Consider the following 21,613-nt stretch of genomic DNA (forward strand, 5'->3'; position numbering starts at 1 on the left):
TTTTAAAGGAAAGGAGTGATATTATGACACCGTTCCTTTTAGGATATATTGTCTTTGCTATCGTTGTTCTTGTATTATTCAACCTTGTGCTAAGACGTCGTCGCTTAAAGAAACTTCAGACTCCTAAAGATATACATGTGCCATCAAAAGCCGTAAATACAATAGATGAAAGACAATTGATTCATGAAGAGAAAGTAGAGACTAACATCGAAGAGTTTGTTACGAATGGACAACCTGAAGAAATAGAGACAGTTAGAGAAGAACTTCATACTGTAAAAAAAGTTTCAAATGAGAAACAAAAATTATCGCGAAAAAATAAAAATCAGCATGAAGATCATCATTCCACTGATATTAAACCGCTTCCGATCATTATAGTACTCATTATGGGAGCGTTTGTAGCCATTCTGAACCAAACCTTAATGAACGTCGCTTTGCCGCGGATTATGACTGATTTAAATATCACAACGAATACCGCCCAGTGGCTTACAACGGGTTACATGCTCGTAAATGGTGTGTTAATACCTATTACGGCCTATTTAATGGAAACCTTCACAACTAGAAAATTATTTATCTCTGCAATTGGGCTGTTTGCCTTGGGTACGTTGATTTGTGGACTTTCGCCGACTTTTTCAATTCTAATGGTGGGTCGAGTCGTGCAAGCAGCAGGTGCAGGCATTATTATGCCATTAATGACCAATGTCTTCTTAACCATATTCCCACCTGAAAAACGAGGGGCGGCAATGGGGTTAATGGGTGTTGCCATGATATTTGCTCCTGCAATTGGACCAACACTTTCTGGTTATTTAGTGGAACATTATACGTGGCGTATCTTGTTCTGGGTTATCTTCCCATTCACGGTTATCGACATTATTTTCGCATTGATATTTCTTAAAAATGTGGGTAAACGTGCCTTTCCAAAACTTGATTTGTTGGGTGCGATATTGTCGACGATCGGTTTTGGTGGAATCCTATATGCCTGTAGTGAAGCGGGAAATAAGGGATGGACAAATCCTGTTATTGTATCTTGGTTAGTTATTGGAATTGCAGCGCTTGCGATTTTTGTATGGCGTCAGTTAGTCGTCGATTCACCTTTACTAGAATTACGAGTTTTTGAACATAAAATCTTTACAATTACAACGATTGTTAATATTGTCCTAACCATGGCCATGTTTGCAGGAATGGTTATAACTCCAGTATATCTACAAAACATTCGTGGATTTACCCCGTTGCAATCAGGTTTATTACTATTACCAGGGGCCATTCTTATGGGGATTATGTCTCCAATAACGGGGATCTTATTTGATAAAATAGGAGCAAGACCACTCGCCATTGTTGGATTAATTATTACGGCAGTTACAACATGGGATTTTGGGCATTTGACAGATAGCACGCTTTATAGTTCAATTATGTTGTTATACTCTGCACGGATGTTTGGTATGTCTCTTTTGATGATGCCAATTATGACAGAAGGGCTAAATAACTTACCTCGAAGATTGAATAGTCATGGAACGGCTATGACCAACACGATGCGTCAAGTAGCTGGTTCTTTAGGGACTGCTTTTCTTGTTACAGTGATGTCTAATCGAACGACCTATCATCAAGGTCAATTTGCGAATGCCATAACAACGAGTAATCCAAATTTGACACATGATATCGCATCTGTTAGCCAAGGTTTTGCTGTTAGTCATCATTTACCTCTAGGTCTAGGAAATAGTGTTGTGGTTCAATCGCTAATTGGTAAGGTATCTATGGAAGCTGCTATTCAAGGTGTAAACGATGCATTTATCGTTGCGACGATCCTTTCAGTTATCGCTTTATTCTTATCATTCTTTATTCAACGATCTACGCCAGCTAAGAAAAAAAGAAAAACAAAGAAAGAAAAAAGGGTTAGTGAAGCAGTAACCGAATAACAACTTAGAAAACAAAGAGAGAAGGTAACAAGCTTCTCTCTTTACTTTTTAATCGCGTTTGAAATGGCAAAAAAGTAGGGGTAGGAAATGTATGGATAGACGACAAAAATTAATTAGAGATTTGGAATTAAATATTTCCATAATTATTCGTCGATTTAAGAAGGAAATGTCGGATTTATTTGGCAGTGACATTACAAATCATGAATTTCTGTTTTTACATGCTCTCTCAAAACATCAGCCTCAAATGATTTCAGCTTTGGCAAAAGAATTGAATGTTGCAACAAGTTTTGTGACCGTAGTAACGGATAAACTGATTCATAAAGGCTATATTAACAGAGAAAGATCTGAGAAAGATCGACGGATTGTAGAGTTAACGTTAACCAAAGAAGGCAATACGTTATGTAAACAAATGGAGAAAATAAAAAATGAGTTTATGTTAAAAAACTTTGAAGAATTTACAATCGAAGAACTCGAAATACTCCTTTTATTGATATCAAAGTGGCGTGGAGAAGACTAAATACTTGGATTGTAAAAGAAAAATTGAATACCCATCGAAATGACCTCATCTATACAGGATGAGGTTTTTAAATACTTGTAGATACGTAAAAAAGTCATCTGACTTACGTGATTTTGAAAAACAAAAGTACTAGAGGCGTGAGATGTGTGTTTTCATTTTTGTCGACGTAATAAAGGCCTTCAATGACTTATATTTATGATGAATACAGGGGAAAATGAATAGACACAGGGATGTAAAGGTCATCCCTGTAGAATAAAAACTTGTCTTTAGTAGGAGAGGTTCTTATAACCCTCACATGTTAAATTGTAGGATACAAGTTAAACCGTTCAAAGGATGGAGACTTTATGCGTAAAATCGATGTTACATCAATTCAAATGAATGAGGAAAAGATCATCATAACTGTTGAAAATATGGAAAAACAAAAACTATCAAGTGTAAAATTTGGTTTTCACCAAAACAATAAATTTCTGTACGAATGTGATGTTCCTTTTCGGGTTGAAGGACATACAATGATCTTTGAATTTGAACTTGTCTATTTGAATGATTTTTATCAAGGGTTGCCTTATGACATCAATGATTTTGGATGTTGTATTATTTTGAATGGCCGTATTTATGATTTAATGGTCTTTAGAAAAGATATCGTAAACCAAGTCAATTATATGAAGGAAGATTATACATACACATATATTCAATCAATGTATGTGTTTTATATTAAAGAAAACAGATTGACCTTAGTCGCAGGCGACCCACTCGAAATAATTAAAACTTTGGGTAACCATATGACAAATAAAATTATTCCAAATCGTATTAGATTCAATCATGGACATATTATTTTTCAATTTAATCAGTTGTCTCTAGCAAAATATCAAGTTAATTTTAGACTTACTGATAAGAAAGAAGGTAATACACAGAGACTCGCTGCCGAAATTATGGATCAAAATGAAATATCTTTGTCTATCGATCGTATTCGTTGGCGACAACATGCTGAGTATGACTTATACATTGAAATTTCATATGGCTTCTCATTAACTTCTTTGCACATTATTAGCCCGATGTTTTATGGGTTTACTCCAAATGGTCTAATAAAAACATCTAAAACCAATCTTGAAATGACCGAATATGTTCTACTACAACCTAAGAAATTTCAACAGAGAGTAAGGAATCTAGGAGTAGATATAGAATATCTAACTATGAAAGAAGGAAAACTTCTTCTTCATTTACAGAAAAGGATCATAAGCGATGGTCTTATTAGGTTATTTCTTATAAAAGGAGATAAACATCTTTTAATGCCTGATGATTGTTATGTAATTCAAAATAAGCAAATTCAACTAAATCTTAAAGAACTAGCGCTTTTTTTTAAGAATTATCATTGTGAAGACCAACGATGGAAATTATATATTAATTATAAAAAAGGCACGTCAAATAAATTTCGGCCAATCATCTTTTCATTTATGATAGACACATTCAAATCCAATGAAAGTCATTCTATCTCAATAGAAAATTATACTTTTACTTGTAAAAAAGATCATGCCAATCATATTTATATTCTGTTAGAAGATCAAAAGAAGCGGAGAGATCAAGGAAATCATCTTTATAAGATTAAGTCACATTGCGTGATTAAAGATATTAATTATGATGAGACAACGCAGATGTTGTCTTTCACATTACCAAGAAAATACTTTGAAGTAAATACTCAATTAAAATTAAGAATTAAACAACGTCAATCAAATAAGCGTTTGACATATGATTTTTACAAAGAACCATTCAGTCCTACATTAGACAAAATTGTGATTGATTTATCCTTATTTATTCAAGAAAAAGCCGTAGCTGCTTCAAAATGGGATCTATATCTTGAACGAATAAATAGCGATTTGAATATCATAGAGGTTAGTCGATTAGGTGCTTACGATCAGATTATAAAACCAAAGCACAAGAGATATTTTCCTCCTATTAAGACATCTACAAATTATGTTTTTGCACCGTATTTAACGATGAATAATGGTTTATCCTTTGTCATTAAAGAACCTCTTCATCTAAGTAATGAAAAGTTAAAAACAGAAATGAAAGTCAATCGATTTACCGTTCATAATGGCATTTTATATGGAAAAGTGACCGTTGATTTTCCAGAAGTTAATCAATTTGAACTTAAAGAGGTGCTGCTTACCCACCGAATGTTAGGAGATAGAAACCAAATTCTAATCCCTGCCCAACTGAAAAAAAAGAAAAAGAACTATGTGTTAACTTTTTCTATGGATCTAAAGGATCTAGAATTAGAAAAATATTATTGGGATATTTATTGCCTAGTAGTGATTGATGGAGATAAATATTATGTTAGGTTGAAAAACCCATCTCGAAAGGTCACAAGAAAGCTAAATAGATCATCTCTCAAACGAGCTTATGTCTATCCGAGTAATTGCTTTGTTTATCCTTATGTTACTCAAATTAATACCGTCGCATTGGTATTTAAAACAAAAGAGTTTTATGAAACGTCTCTGATGTTTTTTAAAGAGAATTTAGCTTATTATCTTTATATGTTGTTTAAGTGGTACTTTGATAAAAAGGATGTTTGGCTCGCTTTTGAAAAATTCTCAGAAGGTGCACAAGATAATGGTTATTACTTTTTCCGTTATTGCTTTCAAAATAAAAGACATAAACATTTTTACTACATTATAAAGAAAGATTCTCCTGATTATCCTAATTTAAAAGACATGAAGCAAAAAGTGATTCATTTCATGAGTTTTAAATATATGATTTATCTTTATGCAGCTAAATTATTAATCTCATCGGAATCAAAAGGACATGTCTATGATATTCGAATTCAAAAAGGACGCTTAAAAAAAGCCATAACGAATAAACGTCATGTTTTCTTGCAACATGGGGTCATTTCTCTTAAAAAAGTAGATAAAGTATTTAATAAAAAAGGAAATAACGCCTCGGATTTGTTTGTTGTTTCTTCAGACCTAGAAAAGGAAATTATCAAAGATCATTTCGGTTATGATGAGAATGAGATTATTGTGACGGGTTTGAGCCGGTGGGATGTTATGCAAGACAAATCAAAAGATGAAAAAGCCATTCTGTTAATGCCAACGTGGCGTTCTTGGATGGATGACATGCCTGAAGATAAATTTATTGAAACAGACTATTATCAGCACTATGTCACGCTTCTAAATGGATCGAACTTAGAACAAATCTTAGAGAAATATCATTTGCATTTGAACTTTTATATCCACCCAAAGTTCAAATCTTATCTTCATCAATTCACAACGAAAAGTCAAAGAATCAATATCATTCAATACGGTGAAGTAAAAGTAAATGAATTACTAATGAGATCAGCTTTACTAATCACGGATTATTCCAGCGTGGCATGGGACATGTATTATCAAAAAAAACCCATTGTTTTTTTTCAATTTGACCTGAAAGACTATAATAAGTACCAAGGAAGTTACATGGATATGGAAAAAGACCTGTTTGGAGATCGTGTCTTTAATACAAATGAGTTGGTCCATGTCATACAAGAATATGCTGAACGTCATTTCATTGAGAAGGAACAATTCTCTCATCTTAGAGAAAAATACTTTAAGTATACTGATAAAAATAATGCAAAGCGAATATTTGAAAGTATCGTGGAACATCGAGAAAAAATGATTAAAAAGAACCATAAGAAATCGTTTCAATATCGAGTTCTTCATTCGGCAAAATTGAAGAAACTATGGAGATTGTCTCGTACCAATCCAGAGGTTATTCAAATATCCAATAAATTAAAGGAAAAATTGAAGAGAAATAGAGGGTAAAATGTAATAAGCCAAAGGGCACTTTCGTGCTGCTTTGGCTTTTTTTAGTTCTACAGCCACGTTTCTAAAACATAGAATTAATGCAGTACATGCTTTTCTGATTACATTTAGTCATAATTCAAGTTTTTTAATACTTTAGAAGAAAAATATTTATGTGTGCATATGAAAAAAGACCTATGTGCATTATTAACATAAAATGAGATATATGATAGAATAAATTAGTCCATAATTTTCTTGTGAAATTATAATAAATCTTTATCATTGAACTAAGGGATAGGTGAACGTATGCAAATTACCAATTTATATAAAAAATACAAAATAATAAAAGAAAAACAGAAACATATTCTTGCTTTTAGAAAGGGACAAAAAGCAAAGGTCAGGGAGAATACTATCCTATTTGAATCTCTTCATGGAAAATCAGTTGATGGTCATATATTTCATATGATTAAATATATTTACGAGTCTGATAGGAAAGTAAAGATTTACGTTGCAGTAAGAGATATTGATTCTAGTAAAAAAAAGTTTGAAAAGTATGGAATAACAAATATTAATTATGTTAAACACATGTCTCGTGAGTATGGCTACCTATTAGCTGTTTGTAAATATTTAATTAATGATAATACGTTCTATCCTTTTTTTAGTAAAAGAAAAGAGCAAAAATATTATAATATTTGGCATGGGACACCTCTGAAAACATTAGGAAAAGATATGGAGAATATTGTTGGATTTTCAAATGTTCAAAGGAATTTCTTAATTTCTGATGGCTTGATAGTAGGTAATGATTACACAAAAGATATTTTGGTTAGATCACATAATATAGATAAAATATATAATGGGAAAGTAATTATAGGACCATCTCCTAGAAATAGCGCTCTGTTTGATAAAAATAGGGCTGCTAAATTAAGAAATAGTTTTGGCTGGGAAAAAAAGAAAATTGTGATGTATATGCCTACTTGGAGAGGTATTGACGGTAATGTGAGATCTGATGACACTAAAATAGTTAGTGATCTATCATATTTATCTAATAATGTAGATAACGACACAGTTATTATATTTAAAGGTCACACTATGCAGAGTCAAATAAAAATAGATAATTTTAAAAATGTTTATAGTTTTCCAGTGGATATTGAACTGTATGACTTTTTAAGTTGTGTAGATATCTTAATAACGGATTATTCTTCTATTATGTACGATTTTCTAAATAAAAAAAGAAAAATAATTCTATATACTTACGATAAGCAAGAGTATTTCAGTTCAAGAGGCGTATATGAGGACATTGATAACTATCCTTTTGTTCAAGTAGAGACAATAGAAGAATTGGCTGCTGAAATCAATGCAGTTGATTGCTTTAGAGATTATACAGATTTTGAAGAACGCTTCTGCAAGTATGATTGTGAAAATGGTGCTGACATAATTGTCGATTATATATTTGCTAATAAAATGAATGAAAAAATATTAGAGAGTTCAGTTAGAAATGAAAAAGAAAATGTTTTTATTTTTTGTGGAGGACTATGGGATAATGGAATTACAACTGCATTGTTGAATACACTTTCCTCAATTGATACATCTAAACGAAATTATGTATTATTTTTTGGTAAAAGTAAATTATCTCAAAAACATCAGTTTAGATTGCAAAGTCTCCCACCAGATGTACAATATTACCCAATATCAGGTATATCTATCAGTAATTTATTTGAGAGAATAATTCATAAAAGATTTTTAAATTCGAAAAAGACTAATTCTAAATTTATTAATAATGTTGTTAAAAATATATATAATTTAGAGATTCGTAGAATGTTTGGAGACACAGATGTAGATTGGTTTATTCATTATACTGGATTTGATAGAAAATACGCTGAAATAGTTAGTCATATAAATACTAAAACCATGATGTTTGTTCATACAGATATGTTTGAGGATTATAAAAATAAAAAAAATTACAATCAAAAAGTTATATACAATGCATATAAATCAACAAGTAAAATTGTTTTGGTAAATGACGGTTTAGTTGATGGATTCAAACAAAACTTACCAACCGTAATCAAAAAACTCGAAGTTGCAAATAATTTCCTAGGAGAACAAAGAATTAGAGATCTAAGTAAAGAAAATATTTTTATAACATTAAAAAATGTTTTTTTTGATTCAGTTGATAGTTCTCATATCGTTATTGATCCCTTAAAAAGGTATGAAAAATTAGGTGATTATGAGATAGACTTATCAAGAAAGGACTCTCTTAAAAGGCTTACTGAAAAAGGATATCCTTTAGCAATAATCGAACATAATCACCAATCTCGATTAAAGAGCATTCTTAATGAATACGTTAAAGACAATTATGTTGAAAATAAAATTCTTAAAACAAAACAAATAAAAGAATATATTGCTGAACTTGTAAAAGTAGAGTATTTAGAATATGAATTTCCTTATAGAACTCATTTAATCAATTACCTCAAAGATGAAACTCATTTAGAGGCTCAACAGCTAGCATCAATAATTGATAATATATTAATAAATAAAGCTAAGATCAGAGAAGTTAAAAAATTATTTCCGTACACATTAAATTTAATAAAAGAATACGAAGATGTCATAGCAGAGGAGTTTGTAAATGAAAGTACTAAATAATGATGTTCTAAGAGAACTTTCTTTTGATAATCACACAGCAAATGAAAAAATAGAGGATAACACAAATGACAATTTAGTTGAAACAATGATTAGTAAATTTGGGATATCCAAAATCCGATTAATAAATGATCTATTGGACCCTAACGTTTTAACTTATTTAAATATTGGCAGATACGATAAACAAAAAGGGCACGATAGGTTAATAAACGCATTCGAGAAGTACAATATTGAATTTCCTAATTCTAGATTAATTATTATAGCCCCTTATGGACCTATTAAAAAGCAAACAATCCAGTTGGTGAAAAATTCACCTTCTAAAAAAAATATTTATTTATTTGGAAGGATGAATAATCCATACGCTTTGTTAAAAATGGTTGACGCGTTTGTACTTTCATCATATTATGAAGGTCTTGGATTAGTTGTCTACGAAGCTTTAGCCTTGGATAAGCAAGTGATAACTGTTGACATTGACACCACAATGAAATATTTAAAAGATAATGAAGTGATTTCAGTTGAGAACACTGAAATAGGACTTTATAACGGATTAATAGCCTTCCATAAAGGACTAAGAACAATGAATAAATTTAATTTTGATAAATATAAAGAAAGAACAACAAGAGAATTCGAAAGTCTATTTGATTAATTATATCAATTGTGCCCCCCCTATGTCGATAAACAAATAATAATCGACAATTAGGGGGGGCTTATGAGAGTAAAAATGAATAAAATCACTAAATATGGTTCTATACTAAATTGGATGGTATCTTAGATAGAACAGATTTTAAGGGCATATTTATTTTATTTATAGATGTATTTATATATTTAAAAGCATTTGGAATTTTTATTTCATTATAAACAATAGAAGGTAGTGTCAATATTTTTATGTAAATGACTGTTCACCTGTTCAGATAGAATGTCATCTTTGGTATAAAAATAATTGTGTTTGAAGGGTTGGTTCTTGTTAATTGGTAAGGCTAGCCCTGCCAATATACAATATTTAAGATTCGATTGCTTCAAACGTCGTTGTTAATTCTGCACGTGCTTTGTCGAAGCCAATGTGACAATGGTTTGAGCCGAGTAATGATGACCGTACATTTTCTCAATTAATTGTAAGATTTCTGTCATGGTAATCCCTTTTTGGAAGTGATGAATGATTCTCCTCGCTTCTAGCGTATCATTTGAGCGCCGGTAAGGCGCTGTCTGTTGTTTAAATTCACCGTTACGATCACGTTGGGATTTGTATGTTTAAATCACCAAACTCCGTGTGTAGCGTACGTGAATAAGAACCATTAGGTGAATTACCGGAGTTAAAACCAATGAGGTTATACTTTTTATAGTCTAAAAACGCTGTTAGTTCTGTCGCTAGAAATGTATTCACTGCTTTTTCTAGTTGCTTGCGAAAAACCATTGTAATATCTTGTTTTTGAACTAAAGCTTGAACGATTTCTTATATAAACTCATTCATAGGAAGACCTCTTCTCTGTTAATTTAGTGTGGTAACTCAATTCTATTAAGAAAAGGTCTTCCTTTTTGCATTTTGATTCATTTACACAAAATATTTTATATCCTCACATTGACATTTCTGAATGAATTTATTTTGAGTTTTTGTATTTATTGATATGTGTACAATTGTACTATTTGTGATAAATTATTCTATAGGAGGTTGTTTAAAAATGAAAAAAGTTCGAAAAGCAATAATACCTGCAGCAGGTTTGGGAACACGCTTTTTGCCTGCAACTAAAGCAATGCCCAAAGAAATGTTGCCAATTGTTGACAAACCAACTATTCAATATATAGTTGAAGAAGCCGTGGATTCAGGTATAGAGGATATCATTATTGTTACAGGTAAAGGGAAACGTGCAATAGAGGACCATTTTGATAATGCCTTTGAATTGGAAGATAACTTGATTAGAAAAAATAAATTAGATTTATTGGAAAAGGTTAAAAAGCCTTCTCAAGTAGATATTCATTATATTCGTCAAAAAGAACCCAAAGGACTAGGGCACGCTATTTGGTGTGCTAGAAAATTTATTGGAAATGAACCGTTTGCAGTTCTTCTAGGTGATGATATAGTGCAAGCTGAAACACCTTGTCTAAAACAAATGATGAAAGTTTTTGACGAAAAACAATCTAGTGTGATTGCGGTTATGGAAGTTCCTAAAGACGAGACTGATAGATACGGTATTATTGATCCAGAATCTCAAGATGGTCCACTTTACGATGTTAAGGGATTTGTTGAAAAACCTAAGGTTGAAGAAGCACCATCTAACGTGGCTATCATGGGCAGATACATCTTAACACCTGAAATATTCGAGTATCTAGATTTACAACAAATTGGTTCTGGTGGAGAAATTCAATTGACTGATGCAATAGGCAAATTGAATGAAATTCAAAAAGTATATGGGTTTGCATATGATGGAAAACGCTATGATGTCGGTGAAAAGTTCGGTTTTATTAAATCAACGATTGAGATGGCTCTTATGCGTGATGATTTGAGAGAGGATATGTTAAATTATTTAAGTGAATTAAATTTAAAAATTCAAAATCATGTTATAAAATAAAATTAACGAGATTTTCTTTTTCACATGAAAGTAAAGAAAATAAATTTATTGTTAAATAAATCCCTTGACTGTATTTAGTCAAGGGATTTGAAATATGCATCAATATAACAATAAATAATCATCATATTAATAATTCACAATAAAAGTTATTTTAATGAGCAGATCTTGTCATAGAACATATTAATAGCCTGTTTACTATATTCTTTGTAATCAAAAGTTTTCTCATTCATTTGTTGGCCACTAATAAATTTAGTCATTCCATCAACAAGACCTTGAATAGAGTTATCAACAATGGTACCATATCCACCTTCAACTACACTTCTAGAACCAGGGATATTAGTTACGATAATAGGTTTATCAAGTATTAGAGCTTCTAATAACACCATTGGTTGACCTTCATGATTCGAAGACAGTACGAAACAATCACAATAATCTAATAATGCATAAGGGTTGCTTATTTGACCTGTAAAGATAACGTGATCTTCAAGATCTAAAGATTTGACTAATTTTTCCAAATAGCCTTTTAAAGCACCTTGACCAACGATATATAATTTCGTATTTTGTTTTATCTTAACTATTTCAGAAAAAGCATATAACAATTTTTCTTGGTCTTTTTCAGGTTCCAAACGACCTATGTTAATGAAATTAATATTATCATCTTTGGGAATTTCAAATCCAGAAAGATTAATATTGGATTTTGAGTATTCATTTTTAGACAGCAGATAAATATGATTTTCTATTTTTAGCGTTTTCTTTATTTCTTTAAGTTCTAGCGTTTTATTATAATTTATATTATTGATAACAAAGTCCATTTTTGTTTGATAGTTATCAATAATGTCACTAAAATTTTTAATGTTTTGTTCATTTGTAAGTTTAGAAACTGAGACAACTTTGTCAAATAATCGATATAATGAGAAAACAACTTTCAAGTTATTTCGATGTGGATATTTATTATTCACCTTCTTATTTGCTTGCTCAACCATGTCATTGTGAAGGTAGATACTTCGTTTTTTAAAATCACCGAAAGCGAAAAGAGTTGTCCAAAAAGGGCTATAACCACTAAAATCAATTCCTATATCAAATGCAGATTGACCTATAAGACGTTTCATTTCACGTTCATACATCTCAGAAGGCATGACTTTTTTCATAAAATCCGTATAGGCTCCACGTCTTAACAGTAAGCGATGTCTACACCATTCAAATAGTTTTGCATTCCATGTTCCTACCCGATATAGAACACTAACATTCTTGTTAATTTTAGCTAAATTTTCCCACTTTTCTTTTCTGTTATCATTTCCATAATCTACTGCAGTTACATCATATTTATTATAATCAATGTTATTTAATAAATTAGTTACAGAAGTTGTTATTCCATTATTGAAAAATCCTCCACAGTAGATGAGAATTTTTATCTTATTAGTGCATGTCTTGAAACAATTATTTAATGATTTTCCCTCGAAAATTGTTTCAACTAAGCGTTTTGTTGCATTACCATCGTCATTATAATTAAACTTATTTATAAAATACTCATAACGTTCTTTATATTTCAATGTTACATTATCAATATTATTTATATTAGAAACTACGCTGTTAAAATCTTTACAGAAAGGTCCGGGAAGATCTTCCATATCTATATACATACCACGATTAAATTCGTATTCCTCTGCATCATATGCATAGAAGATCACTGGTTTTCTTTTAGGTAGATAATCAAAGAAAATGCTTGAGTAATCTGTTATTAATATATCAACAATTGAAAGTAATTCATTAGTATCCATTGAATTTGGAACACAAAGATGACTTAATCCATTTTTCTTAAAGAATTCATAAGCATAATAATGTGTTTTAAGCAGTATAATATATTCATCATTCACATCATTTTTGAGCTTATCCATTTCATGCATGAGCGTCTCACTCATATCATTTTTGCTATTTAATTTCCCTCTCCATGTAGGAGCATACAATATTACCTTCTTCCCTTCGGGAATAGAAAGTTTTTTTCTAATGGCATCTTTATCAGCATTAAACATTAAGTCTATTCTTGGATAACCCGTGTCCATAACATAACCACTATAAATATTATATACATCATGTGATTTAAGTAACGTCTCATAAGTGAACTTATTAGGGTTGACCATAAAATCTGTATATAAAAAATTATGTTGAATATTACGATGATCAGTAAGTCCACGGTTTTTTATATCTAATCCCATATGTTTCAAAGGAGTTCCATGCCAAATATTTGTGTATATTTGCTCTTTTCTTTTTTGAAAATAATATGGGAATGTTGTATCATTAATTAAATATTTTGCTGTTGCAAGGTAATTATTGTATTTTCTAGATCTAGGTTTAACAATAATAACATTTCTTTTATTTTTATATTCTTCATGCACAGTGTTTTCATCTTTCAGTGCCCATACGTGTGTATAATTTTTATAAACTGGATGGTTCATTAAGTATTTAAATACTGCATAGGAATTACCTGTCATGCTTTGGCCATGATAAGCTTCATAGAGAATGGTTTTTTCTTTTATAGGCTTTCTTTCTAAGAATTTAGTGTAAGTTGCACGCATTCTGAATTCCTGATCTTGTATATATTTTTTTAGTGGATCAAGAACAAATTTAATTTTTCTCTTAATAATTTTTCTTGTTTTTTCTGCCATGATATTCCTCCGAATAAATTACTGCATAAATTAATTCATATTCTCTAAAAACAATACTTTCAAAATACACTAGACATACTATACCATGTTCAGAGAAATAATTAAATCCATTTTGCATGAGCTTGGAAAAGTAACAATATTTAAAAGAAAGGAGAATTAATAAATTAAAGATGAATTGAAATTAATTAATTTAACAATTATAATAACAAGTAGTATTTTATTGAATTATAGTTGGTAATTTAAAAAATATTTAAATAAATTCTTTTATTTTATGAGGGGCGAAAGTAATGGTAAAAGTATTGACTTATGGTACATTTGATTTGCTGCATTATGGACATATTAACCTTTTAAAACGTGCAAAAGAATTAGGTGATTATCTTGTAGTTGGACTTTCAACAGATGAGTTTAATGCTATTAAGCATAAAGAAGCATATCATTCCTTTGAAAACAGAAAATTAATTCTTGAAGCTATTCGATATGTGGATGAGGTTATTCCTGAGAATGATTGGGATCAAAAAGTTAAAGACGTTAAAGACAATGGAATAGATATTTTTGTTATGGGTGATGACTGGGAAGGAAAATTTGATTTCCTTAAAGAATATTGTGAAGTAATTTATTTACCTAGAACAATAGGTGTTTCAACTACAAAAATAAAAGAGGACCTATTTTCATTAAAAAAATAAATTCAAAGTGAATAACTCTAACAATTAATTAATTTGAACCTTTAGTTATAAGGGTTCAAATTATTTGCATTGCCTCAGTATAAAACTCTCCTTTATATTTTTCTCGCAATATTACCCAGCATAGATTTGATTTTGGTTCGTTATATGTCAATGTTTGTTTTTGTGATTATTATATTAATTTATTAGGAACTGTTATTTTTGGTATTGAGAGGAAATGATATTTTGGTTGGTAATAAAAAAAAACTATCGTCGCAAATCTTCCAGCGATTTCGTAGAATTATAATTAACTCTATAGTTACAAAAATATACAAATTTTTTTTCTATGTACTTGGTCACTTACATGTGAATAAAAAACTCATTATATTCGAAAGCTTTTTAGGTAAACAATTTAGTTGTAATCCGAGAGCACTTTATGAATATATTAAGAAAAATTATCCCGACTATACATTGATTTGGAGTGTGGATAAAAAACATATAAATAACTTTTTGAACCATGACTTGAATTATGTTAAACGTTTTTCAATTTCATGGATTATAGCCATGACCAAATCAAGGTATTGGATTTCGAATAGTCGTTTACCCTATTGGATTCCCAAACCTAAACATACAATATATATCCAGACATGGCATGGTACACCTTTGAAAAAATTAGTTATGGATATGAATGAAGTTCATATGCCAGGCATTGATATTGAGAAATATAAAAAAGACTTTTGTCAAGAAGCCAATAAATGGGATTATCTGATCTCACCGAATACTTATTCAAGTGAAATTTTTAGTCGGGCATTTCAATTTAATAAAACAATTATTGAATCAGGGTACCCTAGAAACGATATTCTACATCAAAGTATTAATGAAAAATCTATAACTAATGTAAAACTTCAATTTGGATTACCTGAAAATAAAAAAGTTATATTATATGCTCCAACATGGCGTGATAATCAGTTTTATGATCAGGGACGCTATAAGTTTGATTTAAATCTTGATTTAGATTTATTACAAAGAGAATTAAGTGAGGACTACATTATACTCTTAAGATTGCATTATTTAGTTGCTGAAAATCTGGATTTGAAAAAATATAAGAACTTTATATTTGATTTTTCTAATCATGAGGATATAAGAGATTTATATTTAATATCTGATATGTTAATGACTGATTATTCGTCTGTTTTCTTTGATTTTGCAAATTTATTCAGACCTATTATTTTCTATGTTTACGATTTAGAAGAATATCGAGATAAGCTTCGTGGATTTTATTTTGATTTGGAGAAAAATGCACCAGGTCCGTTAGTTACCACAACTACAGGGATTATTAAATCAATCCGGGCTTTTGAAGCCAATGGTAATAAGATGCTTGAAAATTTTTCTTCTTTTTATAATAAATTTTGTTATTTAGAGGATGGAAATGCATCTAGACGTGTAGTTGAAGCCATATTTAGTGAAAATTTAGCTGAAATAAACAATAAAAATGAAGATTATTAGATAAATTTTTAAATAAGGTGAATGAAATATTTTATTATTCTTGCTATCAGTGAGGTACTTTAGAATATGTCAGTATATAAAAAAAGTCTTGTTTTTATCATAAAGGAATACACAGATACAGATCAATTTGTACTAAATAAAAATAGAATTATAAGAGAGAAAAAATGATTAGAGAATATATTGTTACTTTATATCTATTTGTTTTTAAAATACTGTTTACTTTATGTAAAATAATTAATCTAAGAAATAAAGTGACCTTTGTAATATCTTATAGTGAAAATAATCTATATGTTTACGAGGAGATCATGCGTCAAAACCTTAATTGTAAAGTGGTATTTCAATGCAAGGGAAAATGTATAAACGATTTTAAACAAACAAATGAAAAGGTTATTCAATTTGAAACAATAAATCCTATCCATTTATTCCAATCTGCATACCATTTAGCGACTTCAAAAGTTATATTTGTCGATAACTATTTTGGCTTTCTAGCAAGTATTCATTTCAAAAAGCAAGTTGAATGTATTCAACTTTGGCATGCCGCTGGAGCCATTAAAACTTTTGGTTTAAAAGATCAATCTATTTGGCAAAGATCAAAAAAAGCTAGGAAACGTTTTACTCAGGTTTATCAAAAATTTGATAAAGTTGTTGTCGGTTCTAATGAGATGGCAGAAATATTCAAGAAAGCGTTTGGGGTATCTGAAAGAAATATTCTACGCACGGGAATTCCCCGTACGGACTTTTTTTATGAAGAAACTAAAAAAAGAAGAGTAGTTAACTATTTCAAAAATATATTTGGGTCAAAAAAAGTTATTCTTTATGCTCCTACATTTCGTGATGGAAGACATGAAAATATTTATCAAGATATAGATCTTAAGTTAATGCGTGAAAAACTTGAGGCAGAATATGTTCTTTTATTAAGATTGCACCCATCTATTCAATCAAAGATGATGTATGATTTGAAGTATGATGGTTTCGTATATGATTACTCTTCTTGGCCTAATATAAATGAACTTCTTCTTATTACTAATATATTAATTACGGATTATTCATCAATTCCCTATGAATTTTCTCAATTATTGCGTCCAATAATTTTTTTTCCATATGATTTAGAAGAATATCAATTAAGAAGAGGTTTGTGGGATGATTATGACAAACTTGTTCCTGGCCCAGTAGTAAAAACTACAGAAGGAATAATAGAATGTATTCAAAATGAAAATTATAATTTAGATCATATAAAAAACTTCTCAAAACAATGGAATATGTATTCTACAGGAATATCCAGTCAAAATATTGTTAATTATATTAAAAATAGGCTTGGATAAAAATTATAAATAAATAGAGAATACATCAAAATAAATGATTGATTTTCTGTTTTGAGGAGCGAAAACATATGAAGATTGTAAGTTTTTTAGGAATATATCATAAACAAACACATTCAGTAAAAAAACACTGCCAACCTAAAAAATTCAAGAAAAATAAATCAATCTTCTATTTACGTTCATATAAGTCGAAAATTAGAAATCACAGGTTAATAAAAAAAGCATATAAATGGTGTTTTCGTTTATTAGGCCATCTACCTGCAAACAAGAAATTAATTGTATTTGAAAGCTTTCTCGGCAAGCAATTTAGCTGTAATCCTAGAGCAATTTATGAATATATGAAAGAAAAACATCCGGATTTTAAAATGATTTGGAGTGTAGATAAACGTTATCTTGATAATTTCAAAAATAAAGATATACACTATGTGAAAAGATTTTCAGTAAGATGGCTATTCCTTATGACGCGATCGCGATATTGGGTAACGAATAGCCGGTTCCCACTTTGGATCCCTAAACCTAACCATACAGTCTATGTGCAAACGTGGCATGGGACACCATTAAAAAAATTAGCGACTGATATTGAAGAGGTACACATGCCGGGAACTAATACAAAAAAATACAAAAAAAATTTCTGTAAAGAAGCGAGTAAATGGGATTATCTAGTATCTCCTAATGATTATTCCAAGAATATTTTTAAGCGTGCTTTTCAATTTAATAAAGAAATGATTAATTCAGGTTATCCACGAAATGATGTCTTGTTTCATCAAAATAAAGAAGGGTATATTTTAAAATTAAAAAAGAAATTAGATTTACCCCTTAATAAAAAAATAATCTTATATGCACCAACATGGCGGGATAATGAATACTATTCAAAAGGAAAATACAAATTTAATATGCATTTAGATTTAGATCTTTTAAAAAGTGAACTTGGAGATAAATATATTGTCCTATTCCGTTTACATTATCTCGTTTCTGAGAATTTAGATTTATCATCCTATCATGGTTTTGCATACGATTGTTCAAATTATGAAGATATAAGAGATCTATATTTACTGGCAGACTTATTAATAACAGATTACTCCTCTGTTTTTTTTGATTATGCCAATTTAAAAAGACCGATGCTTTTTTATGTTTATGATATTGACACCTATCGTGATCAATTAAGAGGTTTTTACTTCAATTTTGAAGAAAATGCACCCGGACCTCTTTTGAAAACAACAGAGGAAGTTATACAGTCAATTCGTCAAATGGAATTAAATAATTTTGCTCTCCCAAGTTCATTTAATATTTTTCACAATAAATTTTGTCATCTAGAAGATGGACATGCAACGGAAAAAGTAGTGAACCGAGTGTTTTTTAACATGTCACATTAGGTTCCTATGTCATGTGAAGTTGTCATAAACAAACAAATTGCTTATAATATCACTGGGGAAGAACGAATTAACTTTTATTTTTGTGTTTTTGAAGACAGTGGGAAGGAAAAATTACATGAAATCAGCAATGATAGTAATAAAAGAACAAATTAAAAGCTTTTACTTAATACGTAGACTTTCAATGTACGAAATGAAAAGTAGTAATACGAATAACTACCTTGGGATGCTTTGGGAAATCATTAATCCAATGATTCAGATTGGAGTCTATTGGTTTGTCTTCGGATTCGGAATAAGAAGGAATCAAGGAGTAAGTATAGATTCCACAACAGTACCTTTTCTTTTTTGGATGTTGTCAGGTATTATTCTCTGGTTCTTTGTTAACTCGGCTATCCAGCAGGGATCAAGGTCTATATATACTCGGATTCGCTTTGTGGCAAAGATGAGTTTTCCTATGAGTGCAATCCCTAGTTATGTCATTATGGCAAAATTCTACCAACATTTGATGTTAACGGCTATTATCATTATTATTTTTCAATTTACAGATTACCATATATCAATCTATATGCTTCAGTTGCCTTATTTTATGTTTGCCACTCTAGTTTTCTTATTAGCTGTGTCTCTAGTGACGTCAACGTTATCTACGATTGTTCGGGATGTGCATCAGATCGTCCAAGCCATTATGAGAATGATGATCTATCTAGTACCCTTTCTCTGGGTTATAAAGCCAACTTCAGAGAGCAGCCGTTTAATATTGAGTATCATGAAGTTTAATCCTTTGTATTATCTTGTTGAAGGTTATCGATCTTCAATACTGGGAACATCATGGTATCCGATCATTCACTTTAAGTATACGATTTATTTTTGGGTCGTAGTTGGAATTATATTTATGTTTGGATCAATGATACATTTAAAATTTAGAGATCGGTTTGTGGATTACTTATAATGGATGTGTATTTATGACAAAATCAGTTGTTTTACGTAATATCACCAAAAAATATAAAATGTATTCAAAAACGTCAGAAAAACTATTAGATCTAATTTCACCAAAAGGATATGGGGAAGATTTCTATGCCTTGCAAGGTATAAGTTTTGAAGCTGAACAAGGTGACGTTATCGGAATTATTGGGGTTAACGGATCAGGTAAATCAACTTTATCGAATATCTTATCTGGAATCATACCTCCGACTTCTGGAGAAATGGAGATTAATGGACAAGCTTCTTTGATCGCTATTGCTTCTGGCTTAAATAACGAATTAACTGGTCGAGAAAATATTGAATTAAAATGTTTAATGCTCGGTTTTAGCAAAAAAGAAATAAGAGATTTAGAACCTGAAATTATTGAATTTGCGGATATCGGAAAATTTATTGATCAACCAGTGAAAAGTTACTCGAGTGGAATGAAATCTCGGTTAGGTTTTGCTATTTCAGTTCACATTGATCCAGATATTCTCATTATTGACGAAGCACTATCCGTAGGAGACCAAACGTTTACAGACAAATGCTTGGCTAAGATGAATGAATTTAAAGAAAAAGGGAAAACCATTTTCTTCATCAGTCATTCCATCGGTCAAATGAAAAAGTTCTGCGAAAAAGCCTTATGGATTCAATATGGAAGAGTGAAAGATTATGGTATGATGGAAGACGTTATGCCAAAGTATGAACAATTCTTAAAGGACTATAAGAAAATGTCCAAAGCGGAACAAAAGGCTTTACAAGAAAAGGCTCGCGAACACAATGAACAAGAACTTGCTCAAGGCGATTTGCGACGGTCAAGACCGAAAAAAAAGGGTCATTTACTACGGAATATCTTGTTAACTGTACTTTTATTTATCGTTATTTTAGCGGGAATATGGTTTATGTATCCTAATGTCATTAATCGCTTTGTGGATAGTAAAACATCAAATTATAGCGCTATAAATAAAGTTGATAATCAAAGTAAGACCATTGCAAAAGAAAAAGAAATAGAATCACCAAAAAAATATGATATTGCTATTGTAAAAAAGGAAAATGTTAACATTCGCACAAACAACGACATTAATAGTCGTGTTATCGATGTCTCAAATATTGGCATGTCTTATAATATTATTGAAAAAAAAGTTGATATAAATGACCCAGGATTAAATTGGGTGAAAATAAAATTGATAGATAATGAATATGGTTGGATTAGTCAATCAATGATACAAACGATTGATGATTATCAAGTAATAAACAAGCCTAAAACGGAACTATCCTTATTATCTGAAATAATGAGTAAACGCCGAATACCAACGGATTATAAAGAACTAAATAAGTGGTTTGAAACAGAAGATTTTTCCAATATAAAAAAGCAATACAGTGATCTTTTGATTAATGCAACTTCAGAGGGTAATAGAGAACAATTTGATTCTAGTCTTGTTAATATGAATGGGTTTAAAAATCGATTATCCTATATTACTTTAAAGAATGTAGATGCCAATGATACTAACGAGATAGAAAGTGAACTAGGAAAGGTCCAATATACAAGTTCAACAGGTCTTAATTCAGTTTATCTTATAAATGGCTTTAACGTTCAAACAATAAAAGATATAAATAAAAATATTGTGAATATTATTATCTCAAAAGCGTTTTATTAAACTATAGAGTCATTCCTTTAATGGAAATGACTCTATAGTTGTTTACCTGTATAATATAATAAGTAGTAATTGATAAAAATTGC

Annotated in this window: 12 protein-coding genes and 2 pseudogenes; 12 read left to right on the forward strand and 2 right to left on the reverse strand. The window is 30.3% G+C overall.

Features of this window, described 5'->3' with window-relative positions; genetic code table 11:
- Positions 1 to 23 precede the first annotated feature (23 nt).
- The 5 genes from FG390_RS00790 (at position 24) to FG390_RS00810 (ending at position 9,480) form a co-directional block, all read left to right on the forward strand.
- Positions 24 to 1,910, forward strand: a complete 1,887-nt coding sequence (locus FG390_RS00790) for a DHA2 family efflux MFS transporter permease subunit (protein ID WP_141189118.1) — start codon at positions 24 to 26, stop codon at positions 1,908 to 1,910.
- A 91-nt stretch (positions 1,911 to 2,001) separates the two neighbouring features.
- On the forward strand, positions 2,002 to 2,427 hold the full coding sequence (locus FG390_RS00795) for a MarR family winged helix-turn-helix transcriptional regulator (protein ID WP_141189119.1): 426 nt from the start codon (positions 2,002 to 2,004) through the stop codon (positions 2,425 to 2,427).
- Between the two features lie 344 nt (positions 2,428 to 2,771).
- Positions 2,772 to 6,218 (forward strand): CDP-glycerol glycerophosphotransferase family protein, encoded by a 3,447-nt coding sequence (locus FG390_RS00800; protein ID WP_141189120.1) that lies wholly within the window; start codon positions 2,772 to 2,774, stop codon positions 6,216 to 6,218.
- A 285-nt stretch (positions 6,219 to 6,503) separates the two neighbouring features.
- Positions 6,504 to 8,837, forward strand: a complete 2,334-nt coding sequence (locus FG390_RS00805; RefSeq protein WP_141189121.1) for a CDP-glycerol glycerophosphotransferase family protein — start codon at positions 6,504 to 6,506, stop codon at positions 8,835 to 8,837.
- The gene (locus FG390_RS00810; protein ID WP_141189122.1) at positions 8,821 to 9,480 is read left to right on the forward strand and encodes a glycosyltransferase; all 660 of its coding nucleotides are present in this window, start codon (positions 8,821 to 8,823) and stop codon (positions 9,478 to 9,480) included. Before FG390_RS00805 ends, FG390_RS00810 begins: the two co-directional genes overlap by 17 nt.
- Before the next feature lie 401 nt (positions 9,481 to 9,881).
- Here FG390_RS00810 and FG390_RS00815 read toward each other — a convergent pair.
- Positions 9,882 to 10,245 (reverse strand): annotated as a pseudogene (locus tag FG390_RS00815) (transposase); the annotation flags it as partial.
- Positions 10,246 to 10,510: 265 nt separating this feature from the next.
- Between FG390_RS00815 and galU the strand changes: the two are divergent.
- On the forward strand, positions 10,511 to 11,398 hold the full coding sequence (gene galU, locus FG390_RS00820) for a UTP--glucose-1-phosphate uridylyltransferase GalU (protein ID WP_141189123.1): 888 nt from the start codon (positions 10,511 to 10,513) through the stop codon (positions 11,396 to 11,398).
- A 146-nt stretch (positions 11,399 to 11,544) separates the two neighbouring features.
- Here galU and FG390_RS00825 read toward each other — a convergent pair whose 3' ends face one another.
- Positions 11,545 to 14,061, reverse strand: a complete 2,517-nt coding sequence (locus tag FG390_RS00825) for a glycosyltransferase (RefSeq protein ID WP_141189124.1) — start codon at positions 14,059 to 14,061, stop codon at positions 11,545 to 11,547.
- A 287-nt stretch (positions 14,062 to 14,348) separates the two neighbouring features.
- On the opposite strand from FG390_RS00825, the gene tagD reads away from it, so the two are divergent.
- The 6 genes and pseudogenes from tagD to tagH all read left to right on the forward strand — a co-directional run bounded on the left by tagD (position 14,349) and on the right by tagH (position 21,530).
- The gene (tagD, locus tag FG390_RS00830) at positions 14,349 to 14,744 is read left to right on the forward strand and encodes a glycerol-3-phosphate cytidylyltransferase (protein ID WP_141189125.1); all 396 of its coding nucleotides are present in this window, start codon (positions 14,349 to 14,351) and stop codon (positions 14,742 to 14,744) included.
- Between the two features lie 342 nt (positions 14,745 to 15,086).
- Positions 15,087 to 16,226 carry a CDP-glycerol glycerophosphotransferase family protein gene (locus tag FG390_RS00835; RefSeq protein WP_258311530.1) on the forward strand — a complete coding sequence of 380 codons (1,140 nt, stop codon included), beginning with the start codon at positions 15,087 to 15,089 and terminating at the stop codon, positions 16,224 to 16,226.
- A gap of 164 nt (positions 16,227 to 16,390) precedes the next feature.
- Entirely contained in the window at positions 16,391 to 17,548 is a 1,158-nt protein-coding gene (locus tag FG390_RS00840) for a CDP-glycerol glycerophosphotransferase family protein (protein ID WP_141189127.1), read from the forward strand.
- Between the two features lie 140 nt (positions 17,549 to 17,688).
- Positions 17,689 to 18,918, forward strand: a pseudogene (locus tag FG390_RS00845) (CDP-glycerol glycerophosphotransferase family protein); the annotation flags it as partial.
- A 115-nt stretch (positions 18,919 to 19,033) separates the two neighbouring features.
- Positions 19,034 to 19,861, forward strand: a complete 828-nt coding sequence (locus tag FG390_RS00850) for an ABC transporter permease (RefSeq protein ID WP_141189129.1) — start codon at positions 19,034 to 19,036, stop codon at positions 19,859 to 19,861.
- 13 nt (positions 19,862 to 19,874) lie between these two features.
- Positions 19,875 to 21,530, forward strand: a complete 1,656-nt coding sequence (gene tagH, locus FG390_RS00855) for a teichoic acids export ABC transporter ATP-binding subunit TagH (RefSeq protein ID WP_141189130.1) — start codon at positions 19,875 to 19,877, stop codon at positions 21,528 to 21,530.
- The last annotated feature ends 83 nt before the right edge of the window (positions 21,531 to 21,613 follow it).

Source organism: Terrilactibacillus laevilacticus (assembly GCF_006517395.1).
Lineage (GTDB): Bacteria > Bacillota > Bacilli > Bacillales > Sporolactobacillaceae > Terrilactibacillus > Terrilactibacillus laevilacticus.